The organism is Halobaculum gomorrense (assembly GCF_900129775.1).
Classification (GTDB): domain Archaea; phylum Halobacteriota; class Halobacteria; order Halobacteriales; family Haloferacaceae; genus Halobaculum; species Halobaculum gomorrense.
Map to the genome: position 1 here is coordinate 81516 of NZ_FQWV01000003.1, position 13258 is coordinate 94773.

Annotated in this window: 12 protein-coding genes and 1 pseudogene; 5 read left to right on the forward strand and 8 right to left on the reverse strand. The window is 68.9% G+C overall.

Features of this window, described 5'->3' with window-relative positions:
* Positions 1-113: 113 nt before the first annotated feature.
* Together BUE16_RS16650 and BUE16_RS06600 are read right to left on the reverse strand one after the other, a co-directional pair.
* On the reverse strand, positions 114-290 hold the full coding sequence (locus BUE16_RS16650) for a hypothetical protein (protein WP_159435741.1): 177 nt from the start codon (positions 288-290) through the stop codon (positions 114-116).
* 33 nt (positions 291-323) lie between these two features.
* A complete protein-coding gene (locus BUE16_RS06600) occupies positions 324-695 on the reverse strand; it encodes a hypothetical protein (RefSeq protein WP_073307844.1) in 372 nt (123 codons plus the stop codon).
* An 80-nt stretch (positions 696-775) separates the two neighbouring features.
* Between BUE16_RS06600 and BUE16_RS06605 the strand changes: the two are divergent.
* Both BUE16_RS06605 and BUE16_RS06610 read left to right on the forward strand, forming a co-directional pair.
* Positions 776-946, forward strand: a pseudogene (locus BUE16_RS06605) (DoxX family protein); the annotation flags it as partial.
* 149 nt (positions 947-1095) lie between these two features.
* Positions 1096-1536, forward strand: coding sequence for a metal-dependent transcriptional regulator (locus BUE16_RS06610; protein ID WP_073307846.1), 441 nt, complete (start codon positions 1096-1098; stop codon positions 1534-1536).
* A gap of 54 nt (positions 1537-1590) precedes the next feature.
* Here the strand turns inward: BUE16_RS06610 and BUE16_RS06615 are convergent, their stop codons facing one another.
* Both BUE16_RS06615 and BUE16_RS06620 read right to left on the reverse strand, forming a co-directional pair.
* Entirely contained in the window at positions 1591-2658 is a 1068-nt protein-coding gene (locus BUE16_RS06615) for a phosphotransacetylase family protein (protein ID WP_073307848.1), read from the reverse strand.
* Positions 2655-4847, reverse strand: a complete 2193-nt coding sequence (locus BUE16_RS06620) for an acetate--CoA ligase family protein (RefSeq protein ID WP_079991531.1) — start codon at positions 4845-4847, stop codon at positions 2655-2657. The genes BUE16_RS06615 and BUE16_RS06620 overlap by 4 nt, the downstream gene beginning before the upstream one ends.
* Before the next feature lie 385 nt (positions 4848-5232).
* Between BUE16_RS06620 and BUE16_RS06625 the strand changes: the two genes are divergently transcribed.
* Positions 5233-6339, forward strand: a complete 1107-nt coding sequence (locus BUE16_RS06625; protein ID WP_073307849.1) for a sulfite exporter TauE/SafE family protein — start codon at positions 5233-5235, stop codon at positions 6337-6339.
* 93 nt (positions 6340-6432) lie between these two features.
* On the forward strand, positions 6433-6891 hold the full coding sequence (locus tag BUE16_RS06630) for a universal stress protein (RefSeq protein WP_073307851.1): 459 nt from the start codon (positions 6433-6435) through the stop codon (positions 6889-6891).
* 27 nt (positions 6892-6918) lie between these two features.
* Here BUE16_RS06630 and BUE16_RS06635 read toward each other — a convergent pair whose 3' ends face one another.
* From BUE16_RS06635 to BUE16_RS06650, 4 genes are all read right to left on the reverse strand, one after another.
* Positions 6919-7623, reverse strand: a complete 705-nt coding sequence (locus BUE16_RS06635; protein ID WP_073307853.1) for an endonuclease III domain-containing protein — start codon at positions 7621-7623, stop codon at positions 6919-6921.
* 319 nt (positions 7624-7942) lie between these two features.
* Complete coding sequence (locus BUE16_RS06640; RefSeq protein ID WP_159435742.1) at positions 7943-8560, reverse strand: COG1361 family protein; 618 nt, start codon at positions 8558-8560, stop codon at positions 7943-7945.
* A gap of 55 nt (positions 8561-8615) precedes the next feature.
* Entirely contained in the window at positions 8616-9623 is a 1008-nt protein-coding gene (locus tag BUE16_RS06645; RefSeq protein ID WP_073307857.1) for a CARDB domain-containing protein, read from the reverse strand.
* Positions 9624-9626: 3 nt separating this feature from the next.
* Positions 9627-12443: a PKD domain-containing protein gene (locus BUE16_RS06650; protein ID WP_073307859.1), complete on the reverse strand. Its 2817-nt coding sequence runs from the start codon at positions 12441-12443 to the stop codon at positions 9627-9629.
* A 188-nt stretch (positions 12444-12631) separates the two neighbouring features.
* On the opposite strand from BUE16_RS06650, the gene BUE16_RS06655 reads away from it, so the two are divergent.
* A complete protein-coding gene (locus BUE16_RS06655; protein ID WP_073307861.1) occupies positions 12632-13258 on the forward strand; it encodes a sensor histidine kinase in 627 nt (208 codons plus the stop codon).

The following is a 13258-nucleotide window of genomic DNA, read 5'->3' on the forward strand; positions in this document are numbered from 1 at the left end:
GTCCGGACGAACGTCGGGTCCGAGTCGAGCCTCGATGCCTTCGAGTGACCGCGAAACCGACACCGTCGTCTGAACGCGGAGTCGAGAACGGCTCCCGAACGGCTCCCGAACGGCTACCGCTCTGGCGGTTCGCCCGCGAGCATCTCGACCTGCTGTTTGGCGTGCACCTCGGACCACTCAGCCAGCCGTCGTCGCACGTGACCGAACACTCGACGGAGCCCCGCCGGCGGTTCCTCGGCAGGTTCCACGCGGCGCTCCGCATCGCTCCCGTGTGTGTCATGCACTCCCATGGGCTCATCTATGCGATACATCGTAATAAATCACTAGGTATCGGGTGGGGGCACCGATCGGCTCGCGTCCGGGTCGTACCGCCTTCGTTCGAGATACTCCACGGTCACCGTAACGGAGCGACCAGTCTCCCGCTCGATGTGGGCCGAGAGCGTCCGCGCGAGGTTCGGATACGGCCGATCGGCTGGACGAGAGACGACGACGGTGACCTCGCGCTCGTCGACGACGGAGACGGGACCGGGTATCCCGAACGCCACGGAGACGGAGACGAGTTCTAGCGACGAGTACCGGTCTTGCGAGACGACATCGTCGGCGGCGGCGTTAGCCCCCTGCTCGAAGGCGATCTGGACGACGAGGGCGCCCGCGGCGCAGAACGTCGCCGCGAGCACGAGCGCGACGGCCCCCACGGACGCGTACCGAGACCACGGGAGAACCAAATATGTTTGGTGGATGAATTTATTTTATTTTTCTCAGAATCTGCAACCTGATGTCCACACAAGAGGTCCGACTCCGGAGCACGCTCGCCGGCTTCACCGCCGAGGAGAAACTGCACACGCTGAGCGTCTGGTTCATCCTCGCGCTCAGGGTAATGATCGGCCTCGCGTTCTTCCAGAGCGGGCTGGGCAAGGTGCTGTCCGGGAGCTTCAGCGCGGCGGGCCGACGGGGGTTCGAGACCGGCCACACCGGTAGACCTTTTTATTTTTAGGTAGACCGAAAAAGCATGTGCGACGGACCCGTGTCGGGCCCCGCCACCGGAGTGCCCGCGATCACGGAGGGACGCCGCGAACCGGCGGAGCGGGGGACCGAATGAGTAGCTCGGCCCAGTACCTGCTCGCGCTGTTCATCTGCCAACACCGACAGAACCCGCCGATACAGACAGGGACGGTCGCCGACCGTCTCGACCGGACGCCCGCGTCGGCGACGGAGATGATGAAGGACCTCGCCGACGAGGGCTACGTGGAGTACGAGCCGTACGAGGGGGCGACCCTGACCGAATCGGGGCGCGAGCGCGCCGAGGAGCTCCACGAGACGTACGCCGCGCTGTCGTGGTTCTTTCGGGGCGTCCTCGATCTGGACGACCACGAGCGACAAGCGCTGGAAATCGCAGGGACGCTCGGGCCCGAGGTCGCCGAGCGCCTCGCCGACTCGTTGCTCTCCTCGGACCCGGCCGAGCGACCGGATCTGTTCTCCAGTCCGTCCGCCGACGACGAGCCGTCCGCCGCGGACTCGGAGCCGGGAACGGAGTGACGGCCGGTCGACGTACGCCGGCGATCGAGATCGGCGTGCGCGGCGTGGTCGGCGTCAGTCGCCGTTCGCCCCGATCAGCGCCTCCACGTCCGCGTGCGTCTCCAGCAGCTCCCGCATCACCTCGACGGTGCGGGCGTCGCGCGTCCGGCCGCTCCGGATCACGTCCTCCGCGCGGTCGACTGTAGTGAGCGTGTCCGACGGCACCGACAGCACCGGCAGGCCGGCCTCCGTCGCCTTCCCGATGACGGAGCCGGAGGGTCGGTGACCGCCGGTGAGCACCAGACAGCGAACACTGTTGGCCTCGACGGCCGCCGTGGCGATGTCCGAACGGTCGCCCCCGGTGATGACCGCGGCGTCGCGGGCGCGCCGGAAGTGCCGCAGCGCCTCCTCGGCGCCCATCGCGCCGACGGTGAACCGCTGAACGAGCGCGTCGCCGTCGCCCTCGACGAGCACCTCCGCGCCGAGTTCGTCCGCCAGCGCCGAGACGGTCACGCCGGCCAGCTCCGGGCTCCGCGGAAGCGCGCCGATCGTATCGACGCCGCGGCTCGTGAGGAACGGGATGACGTCCTGGTCTACGTCGTCGTAGACGGCGTCGTCGACGCGGTTGAAGAGGACGGCCGCGAGGCGGTCGCCCACATCGTCGACGGCGGCGAGCAGGTCGTCCACGTCGCCGGGCCCCTCGTAGTCGGCCACCAGCAGCACCTCGGCGTCGAGCGCCGCCGCGACCTCTGGGTCCGTCAGGTCGACGACGCCGCCGGTGCGGATGTCGCCACCGCCTTCGAGGAACATTGCGTCCGCGTCCGCGGCCAGATCCTCGTACGCCTCTGCGATGCGCTCGCGGAGTTCGTCGGGGTCCTCGCGGCCGCGGATGGCCCCCTCAATGAACGTGGGGGAGTAGACGATAGGTTCCATCTCGTGCATCTCGGCGTCGGTCCCCAGCAGCTCTCGCGCGAGCATGGGGTCCTCGTCGAGCGTCTTGCCGACGACGCTCTGGAGGCGCGTGCCCTTCGGTTTCATGTAGCCGACCTCGCGCCCGCGATCGGCGGCGATGCGCGCGAGCGCGAGCGTGACGGCCGTCTTGCCGGTGCTCTCGGCGGTCGATGTGACGAGTAACGGGTTCATGACTGGGTCTCCAGCTTCTCGGGGTCGACGGTGAGTCGCAGGTCGACGGCCCGGACCCCGTCGGGCGTCGCGACCAGGGGGTTCACGTCCAGTTCGACGATGCTCGGGAAGTCGGCGACCAGCTGCGAGACGCGGCGGACGGCGTCGACGACGGCGTCGATGTCGACTGCCTCGCGGCCGCGAGCGCCCCGCAGCAGCGGCGCGGCGTCGATCTCCTCGGTCATCTCGGCGGCCTCGTCGCGCCCGACGGGCGCGAGCCGGAAGGTGGTGTCCTCCATGATCTCGACGAACACGCCGCCGAGGCCGAACATGACCAGCGGGCCGAACTGCGGGTCGGTGTGGCTGCCGACGATCGTCTCGACGCCGTCGTCCAGGTCGATCAGTTCCTGTACCTGCACGCCGAGGATCGTCGCGTCGGGCTGGTAGTTGCGCGCACGCGACACCAGATCCTCGTAGGCGTCGGCAACCTCCGCGACCGGGACGCCCACCTTGACGCCGCCGATGTCGGACTTGTGAAGGATATCCGGCGAGACGATCTTCATCACGACCTCCTCGCCGATCCCTTCGGCGACCCGCTCGGCCTCGACCGGGTCGTCGACGACCGCGCCTTCGGGCGTCGGAACCCCGTAGGCGTCGAAGATCTCCATCGCCTCGACGCCGAGGCGGTTGTCCGAGCGCCCCGTCACCGACGAGAGGATCTCGCGGACCCGCTCGCGGTCGGCGTCGACCGGCTCGGGCTCGGGGTACGAGCGGCCCCGCACCTCGCGGTACTCGGCGAGCGACTTGAGCCCGCCGACCGCGCGTGCCGGATCGAAGTACGAGGGGACGCCCCGTTCGCGCAGCACGTCGGCGGCGTCGGCGAGCCGCTTCCCCCCCATCAGGCAGGCGGCCATCGGGACGCCGTGCTCGTCGGCGGCGTCGGCGATCATCTCGCCCAACTCGCCGAAGTCGAGCGTCGCCGTCGGCGCGGTGATCACCACGACCGATCCCACGTCCGGGTCCTCCAGGGTGATGTCGAGCGCCTCGCGGAACCGGTCGACGCTCGCGTCGCCGATCACGTCGACGGGGTTGTACACGTTCGCTTCGTCGGGCAGCGCCTCGCCGAGGCGGTCGACCGTCTCGTCGCCGAAACTGGCCAGTCGGAGGCGCTCGGCGTCGCCGACCGCGTCGGTCGCCATCACGCCCGGCCCGCCGGCGTTCGTCACGACCGCGACGCCGTCGGAGTCGGGCACGTCGCCGCCGGCGAGCGCGCGAGCGGAGTCGAACAGCTCCTGAACGGACTCCGCCCGGAGCACTCCCGCAGCGTCGAGCCCGGCCTCGTAGGCGCGGTCGGAGCCGGCGATCGCACCGGTGTGGCTGGAGGCGGCCTGCGCGCCGGCGTCGGTGCGGCCGGACTTGACGACCGTGACGGGCGTGTCGTCGGTCGCCTCGCGGGCGACGTCGACGAACGCCCGGCCGTCGTCGATGCTCTCGAGGTAGCCGACGACCACGTCGGTGTCGGGGTCGTCTCCCCACGCGCGCACGAAGTCCGTCTCGTCGAGGACGGCCTTGTTGCCCAGCGAGACCACGTCCTTGAAGCCGATGCCCTCGCCTTTCGCCCAGTCGACGACGGCCGTGACGAACGCCCCCGACTGGCTCATGAACGAGACGCCGCCCGCTGGCGGCGCGTCGGGGCCGAAGGTGGCGTTGAGCCCCCGCGGGCTCGACATCACGCCGAGGCTGTTCGGCCCGACGAGGTTCAGGCCGTACTCGTCGGCGACTGACCGAAGCTGTTGCTCGCGGTTGGCGCCCTCCGCGCCGGTCTCGCCGAAGCCGGCCGTGAGCACGACGACGTTCCGGACCTCAGAGTCGCCGCACTCGCGGACCACGTCGACGACGTCCCCCGGCGGGACCGCGACGACGGCCATGTCAGCGTCCGCCTCGGCGACAGAGTCGACGCACGACAGGCCCAGCACCTCCTCGCGGCTCGGGTTCACCGGCACGACCGTGCCGTCGAACTCGGCGAGGAGGTTCTCCGTCACCGCCCGGCCGACCGACCCCTCGCGGTCGGTCGCGCCGACGACGGCGACGCGCTCGGGCGCGAACAGGCCGGCCAGCGCCGCAGCATCGCTTCCGGCATCGGCCGTAGCACCTGCGCCGTCCGGGCCGCTCGGGTCGCCATCACCCGGGCCGGGCGCCTCGTCTCTCATGGTTCACCCCGCTTCGTCGACGACCGGGGTCGCTCCCCTGGCCCGCTCCCGAGTTGACGGCGTCGGTCGACCGACTGCGTCGGGACTCGTCTTGTACACATCGTCACCGTCCGTGCGTTCGCGGTCGCCGCACAAGAACCTGCCCGCCGTTGTCACTGACTGATGGCCATCGAACCCCACGCACGACCGCGCTGCCGGCGGATCTGTCACGCTCGATCGTTTCCGATCGCCACCGTCGGAGGGGGCGTGAGACGTGATCACGCGGATCGGTGCCGACGGAAACCTCAGCGGTTAAATATCACCCCACCCGGACGAGGTGTACGATCAGTCACGTCACCCAGGCGGTCCGCCCGAGTGACGGTATCGCTGTTCCTCGACTCACACAATGACTTCGTCCACGACCGACGAGCTCGTCGAGACGTTTCTCAGGTATCAACACCTGTTCGTACTGACCGCGCCCGTGCTGTTCGTTCTCGGGGTGTACGTCGGAGCGCCGACGCCCGCGGACGCCGACGCGAACTACTGGCTCGAGTACTGGTGGCTCCTGCCGGTGTTCATGCTGGGGGCGACCATCGTGAACACGGTCGGGATCAGCGGCTCGGCGCTGTTCGTCCCGTTCCTCATCTTCCTGTTCCCGATCGTCGCACGGCCGCTATCGCCCTCCGAGATCGTGCTCGTGGGGCTGGTCAGCGAGTCGTTCGGCCTCTCCAGTTCCGCGCTTGCGTTCGTCCGCTACGGGCTCGTCGACCGCCGGCTCGCGGTCTCGCTCGTGATCGGGGGGCTCCCGTTCGTTGTCGGGGGCGCGCTGGCGTCGTTCGTCATCCCCGAGCGCATGTTCTACGGGCTGTTGGGGCTCGCCCTGCTCGCGGCGTCGTACCTGCTGTTCAACGCCGACCTCGGACACGACGACCACGCCGACGACGCCGAAGACGAGATCGAAGACGAGATCGACGCCGAAGCGGCCGCTGATGGGGGCGACCGCGACCTCCCCGATGACGACGACAAACCCGGCCCCGCGGGCGTCGAGACGGATGCCGACGGGATCGTCACACGTGTCGACAACGATGGAAACGAGTACACCTACGACCGCGCGGGCTACCTCGAACGGTTTGGCAACTACAGCGTCGGCGGCGCCTTCCAAGGGCTGGCCGGCTTCGGCATCGGCGAGTTGGGGATCATCTCGATGCTGCGCACGAACGTTCCGGTCCGGATCGCCATCGGGACGAACCACATCGTCGTCGCCGTGACGGCGATCATCGCGTCGCTGGTCCACGTGTTCGGCGGCGCGTTCGTCGACGTGGGGCACGCGCTCGACCTGCGGAACGTCCCGTGGAACATGGTCGTGTTCACCGTGCCCGCGACCGTGGTCGGCGGGCAGATCGCCCCGTACGTCTCCACCGCTGTCGACACCGGGACGATCAAGACGGGCGTCGGCCTCCTGTTCGCGGCCATCTCGTTGGCGTTGTTCGGCATGGCCGCGGGAATCGCCTGATCGACGACAACTCCGACCGCTCTCCCGGCGCCGCGCTCTGCCGACCGCCGAGTCACTGCCGCTTTTCACTCCGGCGCGAAAACAGCTGCCCTGATGTACGACGACCTGCTCGTGCCCACCGACGGCAGCGACGGCACCGACGCCGCGATCGAGCACGCGAACGCCCTCGCGCGGGCGTTCGACGCCGCGGTCCACGTGCTCTCGGTGGTCGACACGCGCAATCGGTTCGAGAGCCCCTCTGCGGGCATCGCCGCGGAGGCGTGGGTCGACGCCGAGCGCGAGCGCGCCGAGGAAGCCGTCTCGCGCGTCGCGGACGCCATACCCGCCGACATCGACACCGAACGAGCGATCCGGGACGGGACGCCCGTCTCGGAGATCACCGCCTACGCCGAGGAGGCCGGAGTCGATGCAATCGTCATGGCCACGCACGGACGCAGCGGTCTCGACCGGTATCTGATGGGGAGCGTAACCGAGAAGGTCGTCCGCTCGTCGCACGTTCCGGTGCTCACCGTATCACAGCGAGAGGAGCCGGGCGACCCGGACGAGTCCTGAGCGGCGTCCCCCCGCGTCCCGCTGTCGTCAGCACCACTCGCAGTCGCAGTAGCGCTCGCACACTGGGTTGTCGCAGTCGGCGGTTCGCGCCGCGCAGTGGGTCCGCCCGTGCTCGATGAGCAACACGTGCATCGGGTAGGTGAGTTCGTCAGGGATCACCGCGTCCAGCACGTCGTGCGCGCGGGCGTTCGACGCCGACTCGGGGACGAGCCCGAACCGCTTCGAGACGCGCTCGACGTGGGTGTCGACGGCCATCGTCGGCTTGCCGAAGTGGAAGTTGAGGACGACGCTTGCGGTCTTCGGCCCGACGCCCTTGATATCGGTGAGCCACGCCTTCGCCTCGTCGGTCGCCATCGCGTCGAGGAACGCCAGCGAGTACGCGCCGCCGGTTTCCTCGCGGATCGCCGCGAGCGCGCGCTGGATCCGCGCCGCCTTCGTGTCCGCCAGCCCGGCGACGCGGATCGTCTCCGCGAGTTCGTCGAGCGGCGCCGATTCGATGGCGGCGAGGTCCTCGTACGTCGCAAAGAGGCGCTCTGCGGCGCGTTCGGTGTTCGTGTCGGCGACGTTCTGCGAGAGGATCGTAGTGAGGAGCTGTCTGACGCCCTCGCCCGGGTCTGCGTCGCTGTCCGCGCCGTGGGCGTCGCTGGCGCCGACGGGCCCGTACAGGTCGACCAGCTCCGCGTGCAGGTCGCGGACGGCCGATTCGTCCCATTCGTGGTCGTGGCTGGACACACATTACAGACGGGGCTCGCGGGATTTCAACGGCGCGACCGCGGAACGCGGGAGAACCGCTGCGGCGAGCGTCCAGAGCACGGGCCGGGTGGCAGTACTGGCCGTGACGGTGCGGCCTGCGGCGGCGCTGTCGGCGTGCGAGATGGACCGAGCGAGGAGCCGTCGTCGACGCGATGCGATCGACAGCATTCACCGGTTCTGTCGCGTACTTCCGGTCTGGCCAACACAGTCAGGCTCGGCCCGGCTGACACCACCACCGGACGGACGAACAGTCATCGCCCATCCGGTATTCGAACCGCCGCCGTCGGGCGCGCGGACGTTATCCTCCCCGTCGTCGAGCCGCCAGCGCTGCAACGGCCAGTAGAACCCCGGCGAGCGCCTGAACCGGGCCGAAGCCCGGCGTCTCCACCGCGGTCCGAAGTCGGCCGAGTCTGGACCGAGTGTCGACACCGTCGGAGTCGTCCGCGGCGTTCGCCGTCGATCCGGAGGCGCTCGCCGTGGTCTGAGAACCCCTCGTCGTCTTCACGTCCGCTCTGCGTACGCTGATCGTGGTGTTCGCCGACGCCTCGCGGTCCCGGCCGTCACTCAGCGTGCCTGTCACCGTCCCCTCACCCGCAGCGTCGGGAGGGATAGCGACGACCACGGTGAACTTCAGCGTCTCACCCGGACCGACCGTCGTCCAGAACCACTCGTTCGTGGAGTTCCGGAACGCGGCGTCGGTTCCTGACCACGACGCGAGCCTCCAGCCGTCGGGCAACGATCCGAACGCCAACACGGTACCCGGCGCGACCGTCTCGCCGGCGTTCTCGACGGTCACGCCGATCTGGACGGTCTCACCGGGCGCGACGGTGTCGCGGACCGGATTCAGTGAGAGCCCGAGAGCCTCATCCGACTGCGTCGCCGCCGCTCCGGTGGTCGCCGCGACGACGACGGCCAACGCGACGATCGCGGCACCGAGCCACCGGGTGGCGTCGTCGCGGCCCGATCGTCGCTCACGCATCGGTATCGCCCCCGTTTGCCGCGACCCACTCCGTGACGAGTCTCTGGAGCGTCTCGGTGTCCACGGTCTTGCCGCCCGTTCCTGGCACCTGCGCGTCGTTCGACCAGTGGGTGATCGCAGTCCGGATGTCGGTCGCGTCGAGCTCCCCCGAGTCGTCGCCGGCGATCGCCTCGCGAACGGATTGGGCGCGCTCGCTGACCTCGAATGTCTTGTTCACCGTCTCCACAACCGACCCGTCGGCCTCCAGCGCGAGCGTGGCCGAGTGGGACCCGGCCCGGCGAGCGGTGAGTTCGACCGTCACTTCCGTCCGGTCGCCGCCCGCGAGGCGTCCGACCTCGACCGAGGACCGGCTCGGCTCGAGGCCGTCCTCGGCCTCGACGGTGACCGCGAGGGTCGCCGACTCGGCGTCGCCGACGTTGCCGACGGTCGCGACCACCTCGACGGTCGCCCCCCGCGTCAGTTCCTCGGGCGCCGTGCTCCCCAGAATGCTCGGGGTGGCGGTCAGCGACGCCTCCGAGGTGACCGACGAGACCGTCTCGGACGCCTCGTCGATGTCGCGTTCCGTGCGGCGGACCTGGCTGGCGGTCTCGACCAGGTTGGACCCCCCTTGCGTCCCCTCGAAGAAGTTCACCGCGTCGACGAGAAAGCCCGATCGGGTCAGGTCCGTCTGGGCAGCGTTCCTCGCGAACGCGAGCAGTTCTTCCCGTTCGGACTCGGTGAGTGACCCCTCCTCGACGGCGGCCATTGCCCGCTGCGTGCGCGCCTGAAAGTCCGCAGCGTTGCGCTCGTAGGCGTCGGCGATCTGTCCGAGGATAGTTCGCGCGAGCACCCGCCGGTCGTTCTCGACGGCCGTCGTGAAGTCGGACAACAGCGAGTCGATGCGCGACTCGGTGTCGTCGATCTGCACGGCGTACTCGACGGCCGCCGGGAGGTCTCCCTCTGTCAGCGCGCTGCAGTACTGCTCGAACAGTCGCGGGATCGGTGTGTCTGTGTCCTCCATGGATTACCCCCTGATAGCGTTGAACAGGCCGAGGTGATGCGTCACGTTGATCTTCACGAGCGCGCCGATCCCGCCGCCGGTCGCGAACGCGTTGACGATGCCGCCGGCGACGAACAGGACGACCGACCCGATCGTCTTTGCGACCTCCCAGAGGCTGGGATCGTTCCAGAGGCGATACACCGACTCCGTCAGCGAGAACGACTCACCGAACTCCTTGGCGTCCCTGATGAGCGCCTGCGTGTCCTCCGCCTCGTTCGCGATCGAGTGGGACGCGTCGATCGTCGCCGACGTGGCTGCGTTCGTGTCCCCCCGGAGCCCGTTCTCGACCACGCGTTCGGGCGAGAGGTAGCCGTAGAAGAACTCCAGTCCGGCCGCGAGCGACGCCGTCGTCGCCCCGATGAACGACCCCACGAGTGGGGCCACTCCCGCCCCCATCCGCGCCTCGGCGTAGTACTGGATCGATGTCGATACCGAATCGACCACGCGTTGGGCGGCGGCTTCGACGGCGTCGTTGACGGCCGCGACCGTGTCCAGGCTGCCCGAGACGATCTCGCCGACGATCGTGTTGGCCTCGTAGTCGATCTTCGACATCGCGTCGATCCCGCGGCCGAGCATGCTCGTCAGGATCGTCTTCACCGCGTCCTTCGCCTTCGACTTCGCCGTCGCGAGTACCGCCTTCGTCCCGAGACCGACGCCCTTTGAGATCTTCTTCGCGATCGAGACGACCGTCAACAGCAGTTCCATCGACGTGTTGATCGTCGGCATCGCCATCTCCTGTGCGAGGTCGACTCGGTTGCTGCTCAGTTCTGTGGCCCCGCCGATGTGTTCGAGCGTGTGCTCCGTGACGCTCAGTCCCGAATCCAGCCGGCGTATCGCGTCGATCGCCGTCCCGATGTCGAGGTCGCCGCGGTCGACGGCGTCGGTGAACGCTCGGTTCGCCCGCTGCGCCTTCGCGGTCGCGCCGAGGTTCGCGACCGAGATCTCGTCGACCCGCTTTGCCGTCTTCAGGTGGGCCGCCTTGACCGAGGAGAGCGGACTCTCGGTCACCGTCACGGTCCCCCTACTCGTGGCCGTCGCGCCGGCGGCGTCGACGACGGTGAGCGTCACGGTGTACTCTCCCGGCGACTCGTAGGTGTACTCGACGGTCCGTCCGGTGGCGTCGCGGGTTCCGTCCCCGGTCAGGTCCCACCGGTACCCCTTGATCTCCCCGTCGGGGTCTGTGCTGGCAGAGGCGTCGAACCGGACGGTTTCACCCGCCTGAGGCTCTGCTGTCGAACTGTCGAACACAGCCGAGGGCGGCTTGTTTTCGGGTTTGGCAACGGAGAACGTCCGCTCGACCCTGCCGACGGCGCCGTCGTCGTCGGAGACCCGGAGGGCGACCGTCGCGTCGCCCGCCTCCTCGAAGGTGTGTTCGACAGTCTGTCCCGTGGCGTCGACGCTCCCGTCGCCGCCGAAGTCCCACTCGTAGGCCGCGATCGAGCCGTCCGGATCGGTCGCCGCCGACGCGTCGAACGTCGTCGCTGTCCCCGCCACCGGCGGGGACGGGCTGACCTCGAACCCCGCGGTCGGACCCCGATTCTCGGGTTCTCCGATCGACACCGACCGGCTCACGCGATCGGTCGCCCCGTCGTCGTCGGTCACTCTGAGCCCGATCTCGTACGTACCGGAGCTCTCGTAGGTGTGCTCGACGACGCGCCCCGTCGCGTCGTAGTCGCCGTCGCCGTCGAGGTCCCACGCGTAGCCAACGATCGAGCCGTCGGCATCGCTCGCGTCGCTCGCGTCGAGCGTGAGGCTGTCGCCCACGATGGGAGACTGCGGCGCGACCTGGAACGAGGCCGACGGCGCGGTGTTCCCGCTCCCGACCGCGACGGTCGTCGACGCCACGGCGGTGGCCCCGTCGTCGTCCGTCACGCGCAGCGAAACCGGGTACTCGCCGCTGTTGTCGTACGAATGAACGACCGTCTCGCCGGTGGCGTCGTAGTCGCCGTCGCCGTCGAGGTCCCACGCGTAGCCGACGATCGAGCCGTCGGCATCGCTCGCGTCGCTCGCGTCGAACACGACCTCGTCGCGGACCGTCGGCGATTCGGGAGCGTACTGAAACGCCGCGTTCGGCACTTGGTTCCCGCCGCCGACGGGCTTGGCCGTGACCGAGTCCCAGTACGTCGTGAAGTCGCCGCTTCGGAGCGTGAGATACGAGATATCCGTCTCCCAACTCGCCGCGGAGACGGTGGTCGTTCCCCCGCTTGACCCGCCGTCGATCTCGTACTCGAGGGTTATCTCGTCGGCGCCGGCGTCGTACTGGTAGGTGATGTCGTAGCTGACCCAGTCGCCCGGCGAGAACGTCCCGACGGTGACGCCGCCGGGGGCCGACAGCGTGCCGTCGCGACGCATTGTGAGGATCGATCGGCTCGACCCGTCTGACCACCCTCCTCCGGCGTCGGTTCGCAACTGGACTCGCGCGTAGTACTTGTCGTGACAGCCGAAGGAACCGGCCGCCCCGGGGAGGACACTCCCCGAGAACCGCACCTCGGTCTCGCCGGGGTGACCGCCGATCGGCGCGTTCGCGATTGCCTGCCAGCAGCCGCCGTGGCTCCCCGTGAGACGCAGCGAGCGGCTCCCACTGTGTGCTCGGTCGTCGACGACCGCCTGGTCCGTGGCGCCGTCTTTCACCCACCCCGACGGGTATCCGCCGACCGAGACGGACTCGAAGTCCTGATCGATCCCCGAGAACGCCGCGCTGCCGGCCGTCGTTCCGACGACGGCGACGGACGCTGCGGCCCCGAGGCCGAGAAACGTTCGCCTTCCCAACCGACGATTCATACTGTTTGAAATACATAATCTGAACATATATCTACCCCATTATACGAATATAGTTATCCTGCAACGATCGGATCGATGATGTTTCATCCGCGCCACCGGTCTGGTGTCTCACTGGCGGGGGTCGTCATTCGAGGGCCGATAGCCGGTCGAGAGGCGGTTGGATCGAACGGCCCGACTTTGCGTGCTTTTTGATCGTCGGGGCTCGATTCAATCAAACCGTCACAGATCCCGACCTTCCGACCGCGCCCCAGGATTTCTACCAGACCCTCGTCGAGAACGCCGCGGAGGGGATGTTGACGATCGACGAGGAGAGCACGATTTGGTACGCGAACCCCGCAGTCGAGGAGATCCTCGGGTACTCGCCCGACGAACTCGTCGGCAGGTCGAAGATGGTGATCATCCCCGAGCGGCTGCGGGCGGCCCACGCCGAGGCGCTCGCGGCGTACGTCGAGTCCGGCGATCGGAACATCGACTGGGACGGGATGGAACTCCCGGCCCTCCACAAGGACGGCACGGAGGTGTCGACGCTGATCAGCCTCCGCGAGCACACGCACGGCGGCGAGTCCGTCACCGTCCACGTCGGCCGACTCGATGACGGCGACGGGATATTCGTCGCCGACGACCGTCCGGGCGTTCCGACAGAGCGCCGGGGAGCGATCTTCGATCGGGGCTACTCGACGCGCGAGCGGGGAACCGGGTTCGGGCTCTCGATCGTCGAGCAGATCGCCTCCGGACACGGGTGGGAGGTCGCCGTCACCGACGCCGACCCGGCGGGGGCCCGGTTCGAACTGCGCGACATGGGGCTTCGGCCATAG